This is a genomic window from Amycolatopsis sp. M39, assembly GCF_001651785.1.
Lineage (GTDB): Bacteria > Actinomycetota > Actinomycetes > Mycobacteriales > Pseudonocardiaceae > Amycolatopsis > Amycolatopsis rubida.
In genome coordinates this window covers 310,201-330,220 of sequence record NZ_LWSF01000002.1, presented here as the reverse complement: position 1 = coordinate 330,220, position 20,020 = coordinate 310,201, and the positions used below count along the sequence as shown (strand labels likewise).

Annotated in this window: 17 protein-coding genes and 1 tRNA gene; 6 read left to right on the top strand and 12 right to left on the bottom strand. The window is 68.0% G+C overall.

Going from position 1 to position 20,020, the window contains the following annotated elements; genetic code table 11:
* The first annotated feature begins 45 nt into the window (after nucleotides 1-45).
* Nucleotides 46-2,547 carry an endonuclease/exonuclease/phosphatase family protein gene (locus tag A4R44_RS06255; RefSeq protein ID WP_304456043.1) on the top strand — a complete coding sequence of 834 codons (2,502 nt, stop codon included), beginning with the start codon at nucleotides 46-48 and terminating at the stop codon, nucleotides 2,545-2,547.
* Between the two features lie 252 nt (nucleotides 2,548-2,799).
* On the opposite strand, the gene A4R44_RS06250 is transcribed toward A4R44_RS06255, so the two are convergent.
* The 7 genes from A4R44_RS06250 to A4R44_RS06220 form a co-directional block, all read right to left on the bottom strand.
* The gene (locus A4R44_RS06250) at nucleotides 2,800-3,171 is read right to left on the bottom strand and encodes a hypothetical protein (RefSeq protein WP_067577196.1); all 372 of its coding nucleotides are present in this window, start codon (nucleotides 3,169-3,171) and stop codon (nucleotides 2,800-2,802) included.
* The gene (locus tag A4R44_RS06245) at nucleotides 3,168-5,927 is read right to left on the bottom strand and encodes an FtsK/SpoIIIE domain-containing protein (RefSeq protein ID WP_067577194.1); all 2,760 of its coding nucleotides are present in this window, start codon (nucleotides 5,925-5,927) and stop codon (nucleotides 3,168-3,170) included. Before A4R44_RS06245 ends, A4R44_RS06250 begins: the two co-directional genes overlap by 4 nt.
* A gap of 7 nt (nucleotides 5,928-5,934) precedes the next feature.
* Nucleotides 5,935-6,183 (bottom strand): hypothetical protein, encoded by a 249-nt coding sequence (locus A4R44_RS06240; RefSeq protein ID WP_067577192.1) that lies wholly within the window; start codon nucleotides 6,181-6,183, stop codon nucleotides 5,935-5,937.
* Between the two features lie 5 nt (nucleotides 6,184-6,188).
* Nucleotides 6,189-6,449 carry a hypothetical protein gene (locus tag A4R44_RS06235; protein ID WP_009084635.1) on the bottom strand — a complete coding sequence of 87 codons (261 nt, stop codon included), beginning with the start codon at nucleotides 6,447-6,449 and terminating at the stop codon, nucleotides 6,189-6,191.
* A gap of 361 nt (nucleotides 6,450-6,810) precedes the next feature.
* Nucleotides 6,811-7,188, bottom strand: coding sequence for a nuclear transport factor 2 family protein (locus tag A4R44_RS06230; protein ID WP_067577191.1), 378 nt, complete (start codon nucleotides 7,186-7,188; stop codon nucleotides 6,811-6,813).
* A gap of 103 nt (nucleotides 7,189-7,291) precedes the next feature.
* Nucleotides 7,292-7,376, bottom strand: a tRNA-Ser gene (locus tag A4R44_RS06225).
* A gap of 63 nt (nucleotides 7,377-7,439) precedes the next feature.
* Entirely contained in the window at nucleotides 7,440-8,189 is a 750-nt protein-coding gene (locus tag A4R44_RS06220) for a PP2C family serine/threonine-protein phosphatase (RefSeq protein ID WP_067577189.1), read from the bottom strand.
* Between the two features lie 77 nt (nucleotides 8,190-8,266).
* On the opposite strand from A4R44_RS06220, the gene A4R44_RS06215 reads away from it, so the two are divergent.
* The gene (locus tag A4R44_RS06215; protein WP_067578056.1) at nucleotides 8,267-10,009 is read left to right on the top strand and encodes a class I SAM-dependent DNA methyltransferase; all 1,743 of its coding nucleotides are present in this window, start codon (nucleotides 8,267-8,269) and stop codon (nucleotides 10,007-10,009) included.
* Nucleotides 10,010-10,026: 17 nt separating this feature from the next.
* Complete coding sequence (locus A4R44_RS06210; protein WP_067577187.1) at nucleotides 10,027-10,920, top strand: serine/threonine-protein kinase; 894 nt, start codon at nucleotides 10,027-10,029, stop codon at nucleotides 10,918-10,920.
* Here the strand turns inward: A4R44_RS06210 and A4R44_RS06205 are convergent.
* The gene (locus A4R44_RS06205; RefSeq protein WP_067577185.1) at nucleotides 10,904-11,422 is read right to left on the bottom strand and encodes a hypothetical protein; all 519 of its coding nucleotides are present in this window, start codon (nucleotides 11,420-11,422) and stop codon (nucleotides 10,904-10,906) included. The two genes, A4R44_RS06210 and A4R44_RS06205, sit on opposite strands and share 17 nt — an antisense overlap.
* 236 nt (nucleotides 11,423-11,658) lie before the next feature.
* Between A4R44_RS06205 and A4R44_RS06200 the strand changes: the two genes are divergently transcribed.
* Nucleotides 11,659-12,288: a L,D-transpeptidase gene (locus A4R44_RS06200; RefSeq protein ID WP_067577183.1), complete on the top strand. Its 630-nt coding sequence runs from the start codon at nucleotides 11,659-11,661 to the stop codon at nucleotides 12,286-12,288.
* Nucleotides 12,289-12,379: 91 nt separating this feature from the next.
* Nucleotides 12,380-15,358, top strand: coding sequence for a PQQ-dependent sugar dehydrogenase (locus A4R44_RS06195; RefSeq protein WP_067577181.1), 2,979 nt, complete (start codon nucleotides 12,380-12,382; stop codon nucleotides 15,356-15,358).
* A 921-nt stretch (nucleotides 15,359-16,279) separates the two neighbouring features.
* On the opposite strand, the gene A4R44_RS06190 is transcribed toward A4R44_RS06195, so the two are convergent.
* The 3 genes from A4R44_RS06190 to A4R44_RS06180 are packed head-to-tail and all read right to left on the bottom strand — an operon-like array spanning nucleotide 16,280 to nucleotide 18,992.
* Nucleotides 16,280-16,714, bottom strand: a complete 435-nt coding sequence (locus A4R44_RS06190) for a VOC family protein (RefSeq protein ID WP_067577179.1) — start codon at nucleotides 16,712-16,714, stop codon at nucleotides 16,280-16,282.
* A gap of 33 nt (nucleotides 16,715-16,747) precedes the next feature.
* A complete protein-coding gene (locus tag A4R44_RS06185) occupies nucleotides 16,748-18,265 on the bottom strand; it encodes a 3-hydroxyacyl-CoA dehydrogenase (protein ID WP_095213209.1) in 1,518 nt (505 codons plus the stop codon).
* Nucleotides 18,266-18,311: 46 nt separating this feature from the next.
* Nucleotides 18,312-18,992, bottom strand: a complete 681-nt coding sequence (locus tag A4R44_RS06180) for a TetR/AcrR family transcriptional regulator (protein ID WP_067577177.1) — start codon at nucleotides 18,990-18,992, stop codon at nucleotides 18,312-18,314.
* Between the two features lie 125 nt (nucleotides 18,993-19,117).
* Between A4R44_RS06180 and A4R44_RS06175 the strand changes: the two genes are divergently transcribed.
* Nucleotides 19,118-19,564 (top strand): nitroreductase family deazaflavin-dependent oxidoreductase, encoded by a 447-nt coding sequence (locus tag A4R44_RS06175; RefSeq protein WP_067577175.1) that lies wholly within the window; start codon nucleotides 19,118-19,120, stop codon nucleotides 19,562-19,564.
* A 1-nt stretch (nucleotide 19,565) separates the two neighbouring features.
* Here A4R44_RS06175 and A4R44_RS06170 read toward each other — a convergent pair whose 3' ends face one another.
* Nucleotides 19,566-19,760 carry a hypothetical protein gene (locus tag A4R44_RS06170; protein WP_067578052.1) on the bottom strand — a complete coding sequence of 65 codons (195 nt, stop codon included), beginning with the start codon at nucleotides 19,758-19,760 and terminating at the stop codon, nucleotides 19,566-19,568.
* Nucleotides 19,761-20,020 lie beyond the last annotated feature (260 nt).

Genomic DNA, 20,020 nt, shown 5'->3' with positions numbered 1-20,020 from the left:
TCGGGGGACGATGCCTCGACCGTTGACATGCAGAGGGGACTCAGGGTGACCATATCCCGTCGTCCCGCCGGGGGCCGCAGCGCCGGTGGGGCAAGACTGACCAAAGGCGCGGTTGCCGTCTCCGCCGCTGCTCTCGTGCTGGGCGGACTGGCCGTGCCCGCTTCGGCCGCACCGAGCGCGGACGCCCTGATCGCCGAGGTCTACGGCGGTGGCGGCAATTCCGGCGCCACGCTGATCAACGACTTCATCGAGCTGGCCAACCACGGCGGCGCGCCGGTCGCGCTCGACGGTTACAGCGTCCAGTACCTGCCCGCTTCGGCGAGCGCGTCGAGCAAGTGGCAGGTCACGCCGCTTGCCGGGTCCGTCGCACCGAAGGGCCGCTACCTCGTCGCGGAGGGGAAGGGGAACGGCGGCACGGTCGCGCTGCCGACGCCCGACGCGACCGGGGGCATCGCGATGTCCGCGACCGCCGGCACCGTCGCGCTCGTGTCCGACAGTGCGCCGCTGACCTGCAAGACTGCTGCTGACTGCTCGGCGGACAGCCGCGTCAAGGACCTCGTCGGCTTCGGCGATGCCGTTGTCCGCGAAGGAAATCCGGCCGCCGCGCCGTCGAACACGACCTCGGTCGCGCGTGCGGCGACGCTCGCCGACACCGACGACAACAGCGCGGACTTCGCCGTCGGCGACCCGACGCCCACCAACACCAAGGGCGAGACCACCGGCACGCAGCCGGGAGAACCGGGCGTTCCGGCGAAGATCCACGACATCCAGGGCACCACGCGAATTTCGCCGTTCAAGGACAAGCAGGTCGAGGACGTCACCGGCATCGTCACCGCGGTGCGGAGCTTCGGTTCGGCGCGCGGGTTCTGGATCACCGACCCGCATCCGGACAGCGATCCGCGCACCAGCGAGGGCCTGTTCGTGTTCACCGGATCGACCACCCCGGACGTGGCGGTCGGCGACGCGATCACCGCACAGGGCAAGGTCAAGGAGTACTACCCGGACGCGCCCGCGACCTCGAACTACCAGTCGCTCACTGAGCTGACGAGTGCACAGTGGACGGTCGATTCCTCGGGCAACCCGCTCCCCGCCCCGACCGTCCTGACGCCGGACCAGGTGCCGGATGTGCTGGCCCCGAACGCGGGCGGCACTATCGAGCCGTTGCCGCTTGAGCCGTCGAAGTACGCGCTGGACTTCTGGGAATCGCACGAAAGCGAGATCGTCCAGGTCTCGGACGCGCGGGTGGTCGGCCCGAGCAACAAGTACGGTGAGCTTTATGTGACCACGAAGCCGCAGCAGAACCCGACTCCGCGCGGCGGCACGGTTTACCTCGGCTACGACAAGATCAACACAGGCGTGCTGAAGGTACAGTCGATCATCCCGTCCTCGCAGCAGGCGACTCCGAAGGTCAACACCGGCGACGTGCTCACCGGCATCACCTCCGGTCCGGTGGAGTACAGCAACTTCGGCGGGTACACGCTGTTCGCGTCGAAGCTGGGCGCGGCCAAGGACAACAAGCTGCAGAAGGAAACCACGCGCAAGCAGCGTCCCGGCGAGCTTTCGGTCGCGACGTACAACGTCGAGAATCTCGCACCGTCCGATTCGGACACCAAGTACGCGCAGCTCGCGCACGGCATCGTCGACAACCTGGCGACGCCGGACATCGTTACGCTGGAAGAGATCCAGGACAACAGCGGCGCGACCGACGACGGAACGGTCGACGCCGACGCGACGCTGAAGAAGTTCACCGATGCGATCGTCGCCGCCGGCGGCCCGCAGTACCAGTGGCGGCAGATCAACCCGGTGAACGACGAGGACGGCGGACAACCAGGCGGCAACATCCGTGTCGGCTTCCTGTTCAACCCTTCGCGAGTGTCGTTTGTGGATCGTCCGGGTGGCGGCCCGACGTCTTCGGTGGGCGTGGTTTCCGACCACGGCAAGGCGCACCTGACGCAGTCGCCGGGCCGGGTCGGCCCTGGCAACGAGGCATGGGAGGACAGCCGCAAGCCGCTGGCGGGCGAGTTCGTGTTCCGCGGCCGCACGGTTTTCCTGCTGGCCAACCACTTCAACTCAAAGGGCGGCGACCAGCCGACGCACGGCCGCTACCAGCCGCCGACGCGCAGCTCCGAGGTGCAGCGGCAGAGGCAGGCGACCGTGGTGCAGGGTTTCGTGGCGGACCTGCTTGGGGCGGATCCGAAGGCGAACGTCGTGGTCGCTGGTGACCTGAACGACTACCAGTTCTCGCCCGCGCTGGCGAAGCTGACGTCGGGTGGGTTGTTGAAGGACCTGATCTCGACGCTGCCGCCGGCCGAGCGGTACAGCTACGTGTATGAGGGGCAGTCGCAGGTGCTGGACCATATTCTGGCATCGGCCGCGCCGCGGGGTGTGGATTATGACGTGGTGCATGTCAATGCCGAGTTCGCCGACCAGGCCAGCGATCATGACCCGCAGGTGGTGCGATTCCGTCCTTCGGCGGGGAATCCGTTCGCGGACTTCGCCAACGACCTGCTGGACCAGCTTGACCGGTTGCTGCACCGGACGGCGTAGTCAGTGGTGCGTGAGGGTTCCCCTCACGGCTTCTTGCCTGGCCGGATGGAGAGCCTCAGTGGTCGTCATGAGGTACGTGATTCTGGGCGATAGCTACCTCGATTAAACCTGCCAGTAGACAAGCAAAGAGTGAATCGAGAAGGTGAGGGCGCACGTTCTCCGGGGCGGTGCGGCTTCGGCCGGAGCTGAATACCTCTGGCTTTCGCCAGGCAAGCGCACCAACCCAGCACGAGAGGGGTTCCCCGGCGTTGGTCAGCGTTTCGCCCGCCAGCCAAGGCCCAGCACGGCCTGCACAAGCTCCTGATAACTCGGCTTGACCTCTTCCAAGTACCGGTCCAAATACTGCGGCCGAGCGGTAGTAACCGGCTGTGGGTTCTCCGGTGTCTCGACGAAACTCAGCCGCGAAACGTTGTGCAGTGCCATCTTCCACCACCGATTGGCGCGCTCACGGGTCTTCTCCTCCCGATCCTGCGCGGCGGCAACCGCAGCGTGCGCGTCCGCCAGCTGGCGTTCGATTTCGTCCGCTCGGGCCAGTTCCCACGCGCGCAGGCTGTCCGCCGAACCGCGGGCCAAGCCGACGATTTCCTTGTACCGCATCGCGGGGCTGGTGGTTCCCTCGGTCACGGCGTACCTCCCGCGGTCGGCTCGGTTTCTGGGCGCTGGAACGGGATGATGACTTCCGGTGCCCCGTGCGTGGTGCGGTCGAAGAACAACGCCCGGCCCGGCCGCGGCGACCAGTGCACGACCTGACCCGCGGCGAACGGCGACAGGTCATTGCCTTGGACGTCCAGCGCGGCCCAGGTGCCGATGTCGTCCGTGCCGCCGAAGCCGAGGGTGTCCTTGAGCCGCGCGATGCTGCGCCACCAGCCGATGGTGTGGACGCCGTGGGAGGGGCCGTTCTTCAGCAGCGTGCGCAGGTGGTCTAGGCCGCTCTTCAGCTGACCGGCAGCCTTGGCTTCCAAAGCGGGCAGCGCGGCGTCCACTCCGTACAGCAGCAGGATGCGCGGCGTCGTCGTNGTCGTCGTGGAAAGCGATTCGACGATGGTCTCCAGCCCGGCGGACAGGTTGTCGGTCAGTGTCGCGAGATGTCCTTCGGCGACTAACCGGTCCTTGAGATCCAGGACGGCCGACGAACTCGCTTCGATCGGACAGTGGAGCAGGAACTCGACTTCGCCTTCCTTGAGCTGCTTGGAAAGCGAGCGAGCTGCGGAGTCCATAATGGACAATGCCTCCGCGGTCGCGCCGCCGAGCACGGCGACGTTCCGGCCGGGTACCCGAGGAAGTTCGACGCCGCAAGCGGCTTCGGTGACGTCGATCGACTGGCCAAGGATCGCCCGCGGCTGGGGGCTCGGCTTGAGTTCCAGATAGGCCGGGAACTGTTCCAGCACCGGCGAATGCGCGCCGTCGAACAGGCGTGGCCGGGCGAAGCGGCCCGCGTAGAGCTCCCACAGTTTTTGCTGCAGGTTCACGAATACGTTGCGAGTGCTCGCATCCGGGACGTGCGCGAGCTGGTTGCCGTGTGCGACGCCGGAATCGTGGTTGATCACCGCATGCCACTTGGGTGCGGACACGGCCGCGTTGTTCGTCTCCGCGAGAACCCGGCGCGCCTTCGGCATCGCGATGCGCAGCGTGCACTGTTCGAAGACCGCGGGCTTGCCCCAGAACGCCTCGATGCCTGCGACGTCTTGGCTGGCCAGTACCAGGTGAATGCCCTGCGAACGTCCGCGCCGCGCGATGTCTTCGAGCAACTGCGTGGCCTGCGCGGTGACCTGGTCACGTCCAGCGAAGAGGTACTGGAATTCGTCGATCACCGCGACGATCCGCGGCCAATGCCCGCTCGGATCCTGTTCGCGCAGGTCAGCCAGGTTGGTGACCTCGTGCTCCTTGGCCGCGGCGGAACGGCGGCGCAGTTCGTCGGCGAGGAAACGCAGCAGCGCCAACCCGAACTCGCGGTCGGTGTTGACGTTGACGCCGACCAGTTTCGCGTGCGGCAGCCAGCTGGAGTCCTTGCGCCCGGGTGCGAGACCGGCGAACGAGACGCCTTCCTTGAAGTCCAGCAGGTACAGCGCCAGCTCGTCCGGCGTGTAGCGCGCGGCGAGGCTGCCCAGCAGCGCGTACAGGAAGTTCGTTTTCCCGGAACCGCTCGGGCCGCCGATGAGCGCGTGCGGGCTCGCGTCGCCGATTACCACTTCGACGGCTTCGCCCTCGTGGAACCCGATCGGCGCGCGCAGTTCCCGCGCGGAGCTTTCCTGGCCGATCTCGGCGGGCATCAGGTCGGCGAACGAACGCGGCCCGCCCTGGCGCGCGATCAGCGCTTCGGCGATGCGGTTCGCCGCGCGGATGACCTGCCCGGACGGCATCGGCGGATCCAGGTCCACGACCAGGTCGCTGCCGGTCATGCTGCTGACCGCGCGCCGTTCGTCAAGCAGGCTGAGCGTTTCGATCGACGCGCTCACCGCGGTGGGCACGTCCACCAGGATCAGGCAGATCCCGGCCGCGAGCGCGCCGCTGGCCACGCGTTTGAGGTCGCGCGCGCGTTCCGCGTCGAGGGTTTCGCCGTTGCCGTACAGCACGGCGATCCGGTATGGCTCCAAGCGCTGGTTGGTGGCTTTTCGCAGTTCCCGCAACGAAGTGTGGCCCGCCTGCATGCCGGTGGCGTGGATCCGGCGGATGTGCCCGGCGAGTTCGTCGAGCAGGTCCTCCAGCCGCGTCGGGTCGTACAGCGACAGCGCGCTCGTGCGGCTGAGCGGGTAGAGGTCCGGCAGGATCGCGGTGAGCTGCCCGACGTCCCAGAGGTGGATTTTCACCGCGCCGGGCTCGAACGCCGACAGCACGCGCATCAGCAGGCCCTGCACGATGCCGTCCACCACCGGCCGCGTTTTCGGCGCGGACGTGATGGCCAGATGCGATTCGTCCAGCAACGGCACGGCGACGTCGAACGTGTGCGAGATGTCGCGGCCTGCCGAGGTGGCCGAACCGACCCGCCACAGCGCGGGCGCGGTGACGCCGGGATTCGTGCCGACGCGGCCGAGCCATTCGCTCGGCGGCCGTCCGGCCGGGCCCGGCGCGTGCGCGGCGACGAGGTCGCGCAGTTCGCCGGGACCGGCGCTCCAGTCAGTGTAGAAGGCGGTGCGGGTGCCGCCGAGGGCGGCGAACACCTCGTGCGCCGCCGGATGCCGGGCCCACTCCGTCTGCTGCGCCGGATCGGCGTGGTCCATGCCGACCCGGACGATCTCCTGTTCCAGCGTCAGCCGCGCCACCTCGGCCTCGGCCATTTCGCGCGCGCCCGCCGCGGCCCCGAGCACGAGCCCGATCTGGTGCCGGACCCGGTCGAGGGCGGTGTGCACACGGTTGCGTTGCTCGGCTGACTTGCTGGCCATCTCATCCCTACAGGCGTGACTGGTAGCCGCCCACTGAATCGTCGGCGGCGGCTAAACGGGTGAGGAGGTGCTCGAGCGCCTCGTCGGCCTGCGCCCATTGCCCCGGCAGCCACGGATCTGCCTTGGCTTGCGCGTCGACGAGTGCGCGCCGGGCGTCGCCGAGCAGAGTCCTCGCCCGCTCGGCGTGCGCCCGTCCGTCGCTGACCCCCGCTCGCGCGGCGGTGAGCAACTGGTGGATTTCGGCGAGCCCCGACATCGGCGTTAAAGCCGCGCCGAGTAGGAATCGGCCGACGAGATGCCGGCCTGGATGGTGCTCTGCATGCCGGTGATCCCTTGCAGCGCTTCGGCGAGCAGGCCGTGCGCCTGGTTCACCTCGTGCTGGCTGCTGCCCTGGGTGGCCTGGGACAACGACAGCTGTGCTTCTTCGAGTGCCTGCGCTGCCTGCTGCAGCGCGGCGATGCTCGCGGACGCCTTCTCGTTCGCGAGCGCGATACCAGCGCGGATCTCTTCCACTCCGGCCATGGGGGCGGGCTCCTCGGTACGTCAGGGGCTGGAACGACCACGTACAAACTTAGCGTGATCAAGTGTTTTCGGTAAGTAAGTGAGGACGGGAGAATCGACAAAGCCCCGGACGCGGTCGGCAGTCCGGGGCCAGTCGGGCGTTGGATCCACTGGTGCGCACGCGAGGCCCGAAACCCGCGTTACGGCCTTCCGACCTGCGGGTTCGTGAGGCGTGCGCGAAGGCCAACGCCCAGGTCAAAACGGTATTCGTGACACCGGCGAACCTCTCCGGACAGCTGCGATCAAGTCTGCGGCGAAGCCTAGCGGGTAGGACCGTTCGGCCGATCCCAGCCCCTGCCGCGGTTGCCGACAGCGACGGGCTTCAGCGAGTGCCCGCCGGATTCGGATCGTCGCCGAGGTAAGTGCCGTAGCCCTCGACGACGAGCGGTCCGTCGAAGACCAGGACCTCGTTGACCAGCCCGCCCTTCTGGTTGCGGTAGTTGATGACCAGCGCGTCCAGTCCGGCGTAGACGCCGACGACCTCGAAGCGGAGATCGGGAATCCGGCGCAGCCCCTCGGCCCAGTACGCGCGCAGCGCCTCCTTGCCGCGGAGCACACCGTCGCCGCCGATCACCTGGACCGCGACCGGGGACCGGAAGGTCACGTTGTCGGCGAAGTGGGTCATCAGAGCGTCGAGATCGTGGGCGTTCCAGGCCTGTGCCCAGTGGGCGGCGAACTCTTGGGCTTCGCGGTGGTCCATGAACGAATTCTGCCAGCGGAATATCGTTGCCTGGCAAGGGATTTAACGCGAAAACACCGAAGGTCCCGACCTCTGGGAAGTCGGGACCTTCGTGGTGTTGCAGCGGAGGATACAGGATTCGAACCTGCGAGGGCGTGAACCCAACACGCTTTCCAAGCGTGCGCCTTAGGCCGCTCGGCCAATCCTCCGTGGGGAAGAATACCGGATGGCTCTGCGGCCTTTCGCAGGTGGTCCGACCTGCGGGGATGGGCTCAGGCCGGTACGACGTCGGCGACCACGATGGTGATGTTGTCCGGGCCGCCGCCCTCATTGGCCAATGCGATGAGCCGGGGCACGATTTCCTCCGGGGTGCCGTCGGAGAGGACGTCCAGGATGGCCGGTTCGCTGGCGCCCGCGGTGAGGCCGTCGGAGCAGAGCAGGTAGCGGTCGCCTGCTTGCGGGGTGAACTCCCAAACGTCGGGTTCGGCCGAGCCGGTGCTCAGGAGCGCCTTCATCAGCATTGAGCCGCGCGGGTGGTGGTCGGCGTCGGCGGCGCTGATGGTGCCGTCTTCGACCAGGGCTTGGGCCAGGGTGTGGTCGCGCGTGATGCGCTGCAGGTCGCCGTCGCGCAGGAGGTAGCCGCGGGAGTCGCCGACGTGGGCCGCGGCGAAGTGGGTGCCGTCGAACAGCAGTGTGGTCAGCGTGGTGCCCATGCCTTGCGTGGCGGGGGTTTCCTCGGCCACCTGGGCGAGCTGGTCAGCGATCCGGCGGACGCCGTCGGAGAGCAGGTTCGACAGGTTGTGCGCCGTGAGGTCGAGCGTGCGCAGCTCCGCGTCCAGCGAGGCCAGCACGCTGACCGCGGTCGAGCTGGCGACTTCGCCATGCGGCTGGCCGCCGATCCCGTCGGCCACCACGAGCATCCGCCCGCTGGCGTAGACGGAGTCCTCGTTGTTGGTGCGTCGTCGCCCTTGGTCTGAGCCCGCGGAGTAGCGCAGGGTGAACCGGGTCTGCTCGGTGGCCATGCCCCCATAAAACCATTGGTTGACTGAGTTAACAAGCAAAACGATGGAAACCGCTGTCGTCGGCTATCGTGCTCGACATGGCAGACGACGCGGCGGTGAGTGCGGCCGACATCGCGCGCCTGGCGGGCGTGCGCCGGGCGGCGGTGAGCAACTGGCGGCGGCGCCATGACGATTTTCCCAAACCGGTGGGCGGCACGGCGTCCAGCCCGTTGTTTTCGCTTCCGGAGGTGCAGGCTTGGCTGCGCGGGCGCGGTCGTCCGTTCGTGCTGGCACCGATCGACGAAGCGTGGCAACGGCTGCGTGCGCTCGGCGACGATCTTGACCTCGGTGCGCGGCTGGCGGCAGTCGGTGAGTATCTCGCGGACGACGCCGAGGGACCGGACGATCCGGAGCTGCGGACGCTGATCTCCCAGCTTGCCTCGAACGAAGGCGCGGCGGAGACGTTCGAGCAGCTCTGCGACCGGTTTTTCGAAGCGCACGTCCGTCGGCTCTCCACGACGCCGAGCGCGTACGCCGACCTGATGGTGCGGCTGACCGGCGCGAAGGGGGCCACGGTGCTCGACCCGGCGTGCGGGTTCGGGTCGCTGTTGCTGGCCGCCGCGGCGACCCGGGCGCGAGGGCAGGACGTCGACCCGGACACCGCGCGGATCGCGGGCATCCGGCTGCGGCTGCACGGCGCGGACACCGAGGTGCACGCTTCGGACGCGTTGCGCGCGGATGCTTTCGCTGACCGGCTGGCCGACGTCGTGCTGTGCGATCCGCCGTTCAACGAGCGCGGCTGGGGGCACGAGGAACTCGTCGGCGACGCGCGCTGGGAGTACGGGTTGCCGCCGCGGGGCGAGTCGGAGCTGGCGTGGGTGCAGCACTGCCTCGCGCACGTGAAACCCGGTGGCGCGGTGGCGGTGTTGATGCCAGGAGCCGCGGCCGGACGGCGGAGCGGGAAACGCATCCGGGCCAACTTGCTTCGAGCGGGTGCCTTGCGCGCGGTGTGCACGCTCGCGCCAGGCACCGATCTCTGGCTGCTCACGCGACCGGAGCCGGAGCAGCGCGCGCCGGCGACGGTGCTGATCGCCGACACCACCGCGGACGACGTCGAGCAGGTGTGGCAGGACTTCCTGGCCGATCCGGACACCGGCGAACGCATCATCGACGTGCTCGACGACGACGTCGACCTGACTCCGTCCGGCCGGCCCGGCGAGAGCGATTCGGGCGAGGCTTTCCTTGCCGCACGAAGGGTTTTCGGGCAGATCGGGATCGAGCTGCCCAAGCTGGAACCGGCGTCCGGCGAGACGGCGCACACGACCGTCGGCGAGCTGGTGAAGGCGGGCGCGCTGCGGATCACGCACGCGCCGCCGCGTAGCGCCGACGGCGACGAACCCGTGCTGACCACTGACGACGTCCTGATCGGCGGTCCGCCGACCGGGCACGCCGCGCCGGATCCGGCGGCGGTGCTCGCCCACGAGGGCGACGTGGTCGCGTCGGTCACCGGCGCGGTGATCGTCCACAGTGGAGCGCCAGTGCGGCTTGGGCCCGCGCTTTCCCGCTATCGCGTGGATCCAGAGCTGCTCGACGCGCAGTTCCTCGCCGGGTGCCTGCGCGCCGCGGACTTCCCGGTGCACAGCGCGTCGACCCGGATCGACGCGCGCCGGCTCAAGGTGCCGCGGCATCCGCTCGAAACGCAGCGTGCTTACGGTGTCGCTTTCCGCGCGCTCGCGGACTTCGACCGGGCACTGCGGCAAACCGCGGAAATCGGCCGCGACCTGGTGCGGCTAGGCTTTGCCGCACTCGCCGAAGGACGGCTGAAGCCCGGTGGCGGGTGAGCGCTGTGAGGGGGCCCATGCTGATCGCGGACCGCTACGAGGTCGACGATCTGCCGCTCGGACGGGGCGGCATGGGTTCAGTGCACCGCGGGCTCGACCGGCGGCTCGGCCGGCAAGTCGCGATCAAACTGCTTCGGCTTCCCGGCGGCGACGAAGAGCTGGAAGAACGCTTCGCCCGCGAAGCGCGGATCCTCGCGACGCTCGACCATCCTGGCGCGCCCACGCTGTATGACTTCGGTGCCCATGACGACCGGTTGTTCCAGGTCATGCAGTTCGTCGAAGGCGTGACGCTGGACGATCTGCTAGCCGAACACGGGCCGCTGCCGGTGTCCTGGGCGGCGGCGATCACGGCGCAAGTGGCCGCGGTGCTGTCGGCGGCGCACGCTCGCGCGGTCTGTCACCGTGACCTCAAACCGGCCAACCTCATGCTCTGTCCGGACGGCAGCGTGAAGGTGATGGACTTCGGGCTTGCTGTGTTGCGCGAAGCCGACACAGCTCGCTTCACGCGCGCGGGACAGCTGCTGGGTACACCGTCGTACATGGCCCCGGAGCAGATCCAGCGTGGCCACGCGGAGCCCCGAAGCGACCTGTACGCGCTCGGTTGCGTGCTGCACGAGATGCTCACTGGCCGTCCGGTCTTCACCGGGCCGACGGCATACGCGGTGTTCGACAAGCAGGTGAAGGAACCGGCGCCAGTAGTTCCCGGCGTCCCTCGGGAACTGAACACGCTTCTCGCCGCGACGCTCGCGAAGGATCCTTCAGCGCGGCCGTCTGGGGCAGAAGTGCTGTACGCGCATCTCGTGCCCTTCGCGCGGGACTTGCCACCGTTGCCGGGATTCCTGCACCCGGCGACCGTGTTGAGTCCTTCACGGATGTACGCGCGCATGGTGGGGCTTAGCGGCGAGCGTTGATGCTCGTCGGCGTCTGCTCCGAGAGCGGCAGGCCGCGCTTCTGAATGCGGTAGTAGGTGAAGGCGTTCTGTACGCCGATGCTGACGCCGATCGTGAGCATGATCGTCGAGGACGTCACGGTGTTGCTGACGCCGAGCGCGGCTCCGATGAAGGAGAAGGCGACGCGTACGCCGATGGTGGCGAACCACAGCATCAACGTGAGTGGAGTGCCCTTCACGAACGTCGTGCCTTCGCGAGCGCTGAGGACCGAAGTGGAGCTGCGCAGGACGCCCAGCAGTCCGAGGATCACGACGTCGCCCGCCAGCAGCGCGTACTCCGTCGCGGTCGCGCTTTGCAGCGCGGTGGCGGCGGAGAACACGCCGATCGCGGTCAGGATGAACGGGAGCGTCAGCAAACGCTTGCGGCTGAGGAGCGTGCCGCGCCACTGCCGGTAGACGACCCGGTACAGGACGAGTGCCGCGATCGCGGCGTAGAGAACGATGGTGAGCGGGCCGAGGTTCACGGTGCTCCTTCACTGTGGTGGACCGGGAGGCTGCCCGGAGTGCTTCCAGCCTCGCCGGAATGGATGCGGTTTTCGTCGGCGTACGGGCTGGTGCCAGGTGGATCCGCGGCTCAACCCCAGGGTGGAGAAGCCGGATTGTGACCATTGCCGAGCAACCACGAAGGGGTGGTGGTCGTCTATTCGGGTGATACGGGTCCTGCCGAATGCGACCCGACCGAACGCGGGGGTACCGGATCGTGAAAAGGGTTCTGGTGGGGATGGCGGCGCTGGCCGCGGCTTTCGGGCTCGTGGCGTGCTCCGGCGGCACGGCCGGGTCGGCTTCCGGCGGCGGTGCGATGCCCGCGGCAGCGAGTGTGCCTGCCTCGTCTTCCAGTGCGCCGACCAGCAGTTCTGCCCCGGCGACCAGCAGCAGCCCGGCGAGCACCAGCGCGAAGCCGACTCCGAAACCGACGCCGAAGCCCGCACCCAAGCCGAAGCCCGCCCCGAAGCCGAGCACTGCCGACGTCCCGTGCGCGGCGGCCGCCGCCGCTTCGGGCACCAGCGCCTGCGTGGACATTTCCGCGCACCGCGCCTGGCTGCTGCAGGATGGCAAGGTGATCTACGGCCCCGTCTCGATGCTGCCCGGCCGCAAGGGGCACGCGACCCCTACCGGCACATTCCATGTGCTGTCCAAGGAAAAGCTGCACCTGAGCAAGCAGTTCGACGACGCGCCGATGCCGAACTCGGTCTTCTTCTACCCGGGCGACGCGTTCCACACCGGCAGCCTGAAGGTGTACTCGCACGGCTGCGTCCACCTGTCGGCGACGTCGTCGCTGCGATTCTTCAACACCCTGCACATCGGCGACGTGGTCCAGGTCGTGCCCTGACCAGAGCGTCACGGTCGAATAAATATCACCCGATAGAGGCAACTTACTCCCCCTTCTGAGCGATTACCGGTCGCTGAGAAAGGGGGCCTGAATGGCCTGGCGCAAGCTCCGTTCCCTGCTGGTGGCCGCGCTCGCGGCCGTCGCCGTCCCCACCGTGGTCACCGCCGTCGCCCCGGCGGCAGCAGCCGGCACCCCGGCGCTGCCGCCGGGGTTCGTCTTGCGGGACCTGCCCACCGGGCTCGGCCAGTACGAGTTCACCGACTTCGCCTGGCTGCCCGACGACAGCGTGCTGGCGCTGGGCAAGTCGGGCGTCGTCAACTGGGTCCCGGCTGCGGGCGGTGCGCCGGAGCGGATCGCGACCTTCCCGGTCGAGACGCAGGGCGACATGGGCCTCACGAGCATCGCGCTCGCGCCGGACTACGCCACCTCGCACCAGGTCTACCTGAACCGCTCGGTTTCCCTCGGCAACGGCCAGTACACGCTGCGTGCCGCCAAGTTCACCGTGCAGCTCGACGGCGAGGGACATCCGTCCGGGCTGACCGGCGAGAAGGTGATTTTCGACCTGACCGGCAGTCCGTACTACATCCACGGCCTCGACACGGTTTACCCCGCGCCGGACGGCACCCTCTGGTACTCCGTCGGAGACAACGGCGACGCGGGCAAGACCAACCCGGTCGCCTTCGTCGCACAGGACCTCGATTCGCCGTTCGGCAAGATCCTGCACCTCACCGCGGACGGCAAGGGCGTGCCGAGCAATCCGTACTACCACGCGGACGCGCCGGATTCCGCTCGCAGCAAGGTGTTCGCGAGCGGATTCCGCAACCCGTTCCGGTTCAGCCTCGACCCGAAGAGCGGGCTGCCGGTGGTCGGCGATGTCGGCTGGTACACCTGGGAAGAGCTGGACGTCGTGCAGCCGGGTGCGAATCTCGCTTGGCCTTGCTACGAGGGGAACCACCTCACGCCGGGCTATTCGGCTGACGCGCGTTGTGCTTTGGCGGTGAACACTCCGCCGTTGTGGGACTACCAGCACGGGACCGGTCCTGCGCAGGGCAACAGTGTCAGCGGCGGGATTGTGTATGGCGGCACGACTTATCCGGCCGTTTACCAGGGTGCGTACTTCTTCGGGGACTACGCGGGGCAGAAGATCTGGACGCTGCGGTATGACGCGCAGGGCAAGCTCACGCAGGCACCCGCGAATCCCGCGCCGTTCCAGAATGTCGGCGGGGTTACTCGGATTTCCGCCGCGCCCAACGGGGACATCGTCTTCACTGACCTCAACTCCGGCGTACTGCGGCGGTTGAGCTACTCGACGAACAATGCTCCGCCGGTGGCAGCGGCTACTTCCTCGACGGACTCGGACACTCGCACAGTTTCCTTTGCTGCCAGCGGTTCTACTGACGCTGACGGCGATCCGCTCACCTATTCCTGGGACTTCGGCGACGGCAGCACCGGTACTGGGATACAGGCCAGCCATCAGTACGGGGATGGTGCTTCGTTCACCGCGACGTTGAGGGTTTCGGATCCGCTTGGTGGTGTCGGGACCGTGAAGATCGCTGTCGCGCCGGGCAATCACTCGCCGGTGCTGACGTTGACCGCGCCGGACAAGACTTTTGCGGTGGGCGAGCAGGTTTCGTTGTCAGCCAAGGCTGCCGATGTCGAGGATGGCGGGCTTCCCGTTACGTGGACGTCCCTGATCCGGCACTGTCCGGATCTCGGTGCCTGCCACGTGCATCCCGGTGATGGTGCGACGGGGCCGACGTTGACGGTTCCGTTCACTGATCACACGGACTCCCGGATGGAGTTCACCGCGACGGTAACCGACAGCGCCGGGGTGCAGGCCAGCAACACGTATGTTGCTTACCCGCGCCAGCATCGGTTGACGTTGGTCGGCACGCAGCCCGCCGCGTTGAGCATCCCGAGCGAGGGTGGTGTCAGCAGTGCGATGGTCACTGAGGGTGCGACGTTTGACGTGACTGCTGCGCCGGTTGGCACCGACGGAGTTTCCCGGTTCGCCGGTTGGCAGGGCGGTCCGGCTACCTCTTCGTGGTCGATCACCGTCGGCGCTGGCGACCTGACGCTGACTGCCCGCTACGTGACGGCGATCGACCAGCGGTATGCGGCTGAGCCGGAACTGCGGAGTTCGCTCGGTGCGCCAACGGGTCCTGAGGTGGTTGACGGGCCGGTGCGGTATCGGCCGTATGCGAACGGGCGGTTGTACTGGTCCGCGGCTACCGGGGTGCGCGAGATCGGCGGGCAGATCCTGGCCCGGTATCTCGCGATCGGCGGGCATCAGGTGTATGGGCCGCCGACGACCGATGAGACCCGGACGGCGGACGGGGTGGGTCGGTACAACCATCTGATCGGCACGCCGGGCAGCCAGGCCACGTCTATTTTCTGGACGCCGGCTACGGGGGCGCATTCGGTCCAGGGGCAGATTCGGGCCAAGTGGGCCGCTCTCGGGTGGGAACGCGGGGTGGGGTATCCGACCACCGACGAGTCCGGGACGCCCGATGGGGTTGGCCGGTATAACCACTTCACTGGCGGGTCGGTTTATTGGACGCCTACCGGTGGGGCGCATCAGATCGGCGGGGCTATTCGGGATAAGTGGGCTTCGTTGGGCTGGGAGCGGGGGCTTGGCTATCCGACTACCGATGAGTCGGTGACGCCGGATGGGGTTGGCCGGTACAACCACTTTACGATCGGCGGGTCGATCTACTGGACGCCGTCCAGCGGGGCGCATCAGATCGGCGGGGCTATTCGGGATAAGTGGGCCTCGTTGGGTTGGGAGCGAGGTCTCGGTTATCCGACTATCGATGAAACCGGTACTCCTAACGGGATCGCGCGCTACAACCACTTCACTGGCGGTGGGTCGATTTACTGGAGTCTGGGTACCGGGGCGCACATGGTGCAGGGGGAGATTCGCAAGCGGTGGGCCGCGCGGGGATGGGAGTGGGGGTATTTGCGGTTGCCCACCTCGGATGAATACCGGATCAGCGGCGGTGCTCGGAGCGATTTCCAGGGCGGTTATGTGATTTACCGGAATGGGGTGACCTCGGACTACCGGTGGTAAACTGGATCTCTGCCACTTGGGGAGCTTGCTTTTCGACAGTAGTCGCTCTTTGCGTTGAGGATTGCGCGTAACAACCCGGGGCTGATTTCCGGCTGCGTAGCAGCGGGTTCGAAGCCGGGGGTGGCTGCGCTGGTGGGGTTGAATTCACGGATGCCGCTGGGTGGGCTGGCTGATTCCGCGAAGGTCCCTTATCAAGACTATGAGCCGCGCCTTCGTTGGCGGCGTCGCGCGGCTCGCGGCAGCCTCGCTATGTCGATATCTCCTTTTTGGGCACGCGCTAGCACTTGCCTAGGCGGTCGTTCTTGGTGCGTCGGACGGCGAGCAGCTTTTTTGGGAGTCCGAGTCGCGTGCCGGGAAGGGGTGAGTGCTGCGCGGTGTCCCCACCAACACCGGGCCGCGCGCCGCCGCTGTCTCCCGGTTACGGCATTCAAGTGACGCTTGCTGTTGAAAGCGAGACAGCCGTGCTGCTCAAGTCCGCCGAGGCCGCTCACGTCGTCGTCGGTGCCAGAGGGTGCCGACGCCTGGGTCCAGGCCCGGGACGGTCTACGTAAGGGAGGCGTCTCGACCGGCACCTCGGTGCAAGTTGCGGCGATTGTTGCCACAGTCGCAACGCGGGCAGGGGTTGGCGTCCGCGCCTTCTTTACTTGGCTGTCGGCAAGAACATTCGCGGCAAAGGCTTGCCCGGAAGATCTCCCGAGGATCGCCGAAGCTTTGTACCGGACACGACTTCGGCCAGAGCGCCGGGACGAGGAGCGACAGGTGGCTTCGGAAGAGCTGCCCGAAAACCAGATGCGGCGACTTGGGCCGCAGGTACTTTGTCGAGTGCACGCCGAGCGTTCTAGCGCTGGCCGTGGTGGCGGAGATGGCTCATTCGCTGACCTGTTGCTGTGCGGCGAAACGTCTCGGTGGACCGTAAGAGAGCTACGCCGAGGCAGCTGCAACACAGAACTCGTTCCCCTCCGGATCAGCCATCACCACATGGTGTCCCTCGTCCTCCGCCAGGATCGACCCGCCCGCCGCCACCAGACGTTCAGCCTCGGCTTTGATCCTTGCCCACTGTTGGGCCGGTTCGCCATCCCCGGGGACCCGGATGTCGATGTGCAGCCGGTTCTTCGCCGTCTTCGGTTCCGGCACCTTCAAGATCGTCAGCTGAGGCCCGGCGCCCTCGGGATGGCACAGCCAGGCGCCATCCTCCGCGGACTCGTCCTCGGGCAGGTCGAACTGCGCGAGCCACTCCTCGCGGGTGCTGAACGGCGGCGGCGGAGGCTCGTCGACATAGCCCAGTGCCGTTTTCCAGAAGGCCGCGAGAAGTTGTGCGTTCGTGCAGTCCAGGGTCAGATCGATGGTGACAGTCATGCCGACAAGCTACTGCGCGCCACCGACAAAAACTCAGGCCAGATCAGCCGGGCGGGTGCCGGTGGAGGCGAGCGGCAGGCCCAGTGTCACCCGCTCGGTCAGCCAACTGCTCGGGCGGTAGCGCGGATCCCCGGTGGCGCGCAGGAGACCGGTCAGGATTCGCAGGACCTTTTCCGGGCCGACCAGGTCGCCCCACTCCAGCGGTCCGCGGGGATAGCCAAGGCCCAGGCGCACTGCGGTGTCGATGTCGGCGGGAGCCGCGAGACCCTGGTCGGCGATGGAGCAAGCCGTGTTGATGATCGAGGCGAGCAGGCGTTGCGCGATGGGGGCGGCACCGTCGCGGACGACCGTTACGGGGGTTCCGGTGGCGGCGAGGGCACCCCAGGCACCGCGGCCGTAGTGCGGATCCAGTCCCGGATGGACAGACATGGTGAAGCGCGAGTCGTAGCCAAGTGCGTCGATTCCGACGACGCGCGCGGCGGGCAGTTCCAGTTGCCGCGCAGCCTCCACAGTGGACTCTCCGCGCAGGGCCACCAGGAGAACCGTGTCGGGGTAGGCGTCCGGGACGACGTCGATGCCTGCTGCGGACAGGAGGCGGCCAAGGCGTTCGTCGGCGGCGTAGACCGGCATGGCCGGGGCAGGCGGGGCAGTGGGCTCCGGAGGGACCTCTTGTTTCCCGTCGGCATAGCGGTAGAAGCCTTCGCCGGTTTTGCGGCCGAAGAGTCCGGCGGCGACGCGCGGGCGGGTGAGCCACGACGGGCGCAGGCGCGGTTCGGCGTGGAAGCCGCTCCAGATGCTTTCCAGCACTGCGTGCGAGACGTCCAGGCCGGTGAGGTCCAGCAGCTCGAACGGGCCGAGCTTGAGGCCGAGGACGTCGCGTGCGATGCGGTCGATCTCGGCGGGAGCGGCGAGGGATTCGGAAAGAATCTGCAGCGCCTCGGTGTTCAGGCCGCGGCCTGCGTGGTTGACGAGGAAGCCGGGGGCGTCCTTCGCCAGCACGGGTTGGTGGCCCCAGCTTCGGACGAGTTCGAGGGCTTCGCCGGGCAGCCAGCCGGCGGTGCGCGCGCCGGGGACGACCTCGACCAGCCGCATGAGCGGGACCGGGTTGAAGAAGTGCAGGCCGATCATCCGCGTCGGGTCAGTGAGCCCGGCGGCGATTTCGGTGACCGACAGCGAGCTGGTGTTGGTCGCGAAGATCGTGTCGGGGCCGCAGATCTTCTCAAGACCGGCGAAGAGCGTCTGCTTCGTTTCGAGGTCTTCGCGGATGGCTTCGAGCACCAGGTCCACCCCGTCGGCGGGGGCGAGCGGGCCCTCGACCGGGACGAGGCGTTCCTTCGCCGCGCGGCCGGCTTCCTCGGTCAGCTTCTCCTTGGCGACCAGCCGGTCGACCATCGCGCCGACGTGGTCGATCGCCGCGGCGACCGCCTCCGGCTGCACGTCCGCGAGTTCCACGGTGACCCCGCCGGTCGCGGCGAGCTGGACGATGCCGCGTCCCATCACCCCGGTGCCGATCACCCGGATCCTGCCGACCCGTCCGGCCCATCCCGTCACGTCGAACCTGCCTTTCGCTTTGCCGCCACGGCGAACTTACCCCGGACTACAGGCCGACGAAGTCCGCCATCTGCCCGGCGAGGTGCTCGAAGTACGCGTCCGCCGGGTCGACGCTGCCGGCGTACTGGCCGAACAGCTCGAAGTTGAGCGCGCCGAACAGCTGGGTCCAGGCGGCGATGGCGCGCATGACGACCTCGGCCGGCGCGTCGAGGTCCAGGATCCGGGTGAGCTGGCCGGCCTGCGCGCGCAGTTCCTCCGACATCGGCGCGGTGACCGCCGGCTCGTGCGGATGTGCGTCGCGCAGCACCGCGACCAGCGCGAAGGCCACTCGCCCGGCGGGGCCGACGGTGTCCTGCGGAGCTTGGTAACCGGGGATCGGCGAACCGTAGATGAGCGCGTATTCGTGCGGGTTCGCGCGGGCCCAGTCGCGGGTCGCGCGCCAGATGGCTCGCCAGCGTTCCCGGGGGTCGTCGGTGTGCGGGTCGGCCTGTTCGGCGGCCTCGCCGACGGCGTTGTATGCGTCGACGATCAGCGCGGTGAGCAGGTGATCTCGGCTCGGGAAGTACCGGTACAGCGCGGACGAGACCATCCCCAGCTCACGGGAGACCGCGCGCAGGGAAAGGCCGTGCGCGCCGACCTCGGCCAGCTGGCGGCGGGCCTCGTCCCTGATCTCGCGGGTCAGCTCGGCGCGGACCCGTTCGCGGGCAGTCCGGGGTGCGGCAGTCATGCGATCAGTGTGCCGCGCATGAGAGCGCTGCGCAAAACCGAGAGCACTGCTCTTGACGAGAGCCAGTCTCTGGGTGTTCACTGTTCACAATAGAGAGCACCGCTCTCGAAACCGAGGAGGACCTCATGACCAGCACTCGCTACCTCGAACCGGGCAGGGCGACCGCGGCGTTCAACGGCTGCGTCCGCTGGCTCACCAAACGCGGCCTCAGCGTGTGGGGCAGCCGGGTGCTGGGCGTCCGCGGCCGCAAGTCCGGCGAACTGCGCGAGGTGCCGGTCAACCTGCTGCCGTTCGGGGGCAAGCACTACCTGGTGGCCGCGCGCGGCGAAACCCAGTGGGTGCGGAACCTGCGCGCCGCGGGCGAGGGCCAGCTGACCGTCGGACGCCGCACCGAGCCGTTCACCTACCGCGAGCTGTCCGACGAGGAGAAGCCCGCCATCCTGCGCTCGTACCTCAAGCGCTGGGCGTTCGAGGTCGGCACGTTCTTCGAGGGCGTCGACGCGAAGGCACCGGAGAAGAAGCTGCTGGAGATCGCGCCGGGTTACCCGGTGTTCGAGGTCTTCACCCGGTGAGTCAGCGCACGCGTTTGCCGAACGTGGTGGCCGCGATGAGGACCACACCGACCAGGAACGCGACCAGCCCGATCAGGAACCAGAGCTTCTGGCCGGTCATGAAACTGCCGGTCAGCACGCCGACGCCCTGCAGCACCCACACCGCGCCGACGAGCACCAGCACCACACCGCACGCCAGCGTGATCCACCGCCTCACGACCATCTCCCTCGCTCTCCGTGAAGGACCCCTTGAGGAAATCAGGTTCCCCCAAGGAGTCCTTCACGGACCACCCTTCCGAACGGGCTATCCGCGGCGGCGCGGCTGTCCGTTGCCAAACTGCTGTGCTTCGCCGAGCGAGGTCGCGGTGGCCGTGGTGCCCTGGACCTTCGCGACCACGGTGACGTTGTCGCCGGACTTCGGCGAACCGGTCTTCTCCGTGGATGAATCCAGCGTGTAGGTCTGCTTGTAGCCGTCCT

Excerpts from the sequence above, each read along its gene's own strand:
- A4R44_RS06240 (WP_067577192.1), bottom strand. The coding sequence starts at position 6,183 with ATGTCGGGGCTCGCCGAAATCCACCAGTTGCTCACCGCCGCGCGAGCG.
- A4R44_RS06235 (WP_009084635.1), bottom strand. The coding sequence starts at position 6,449 with ATGGCCGGAGTGGAAGAGATCCGCGCTGGTATCGCGCTCGCGAACGAG.
- A4R44_RS06230 (WP_067577191.1), bottom strand. The coding sequence starts at position 7,188 with ATGGACCACCGCGAAGCCCAAGAGTTCGCCGCCCACTGGGCACAGGCC.
- A4R44_RS06220 (WP_067577189.1), bottom strand. The coding sequence starts at position 8,189 with ATGGCCACCGAGCAGACCCGGTTCACCCTGCGCTACTCCGCGGGCTCA.
- A4R44_RS06215 (WP_067578056.1), top strand. The coding sequence starts at position 8,267 with ATGGCAGACGACGCGGCGGTGAGTGCGGCCGACATCGCGCGCCTGGCG.
- A4R44_RS06210 (WP_067577187.1), top strand. The coding sequence starts at position 10,027 with ATGCTGATCGCGGACCGCTACGAGGTCGACGATCTGCCGCTCGGACGG.
- A4R44_RS06195 (WP_067577181.1), top strand. The coding sequence starts at position 12,380 with ATGGCCTGGCGCAAGCTCCGTTCCCTGCTGGTGGCCGCGCTCGCGGCC.
- A4R44_RS06190 (WP_067577179.1), bottom strand. The coding sequence starts at position 16,714 with ATGACTGTCACCATCGATCTGACCCTGGACTGCACGAACGCACAACTT.
- A4R44_RS06180 (WP_067577177.1), bottom strand. The coding sequence starts at position 18,992 with ATGACTGCCGCACCCCGGACTGCCCGCGAACGGGTCCGCGCCGAGCTG.
- A4R44_RS06175 (WP_067577175.1), top strand. The coding sequence starts at position 19,118 with ATGACCAGCACTCGCTACCTCGAACCGGGCAGGGCGACCGCGGCGTTC.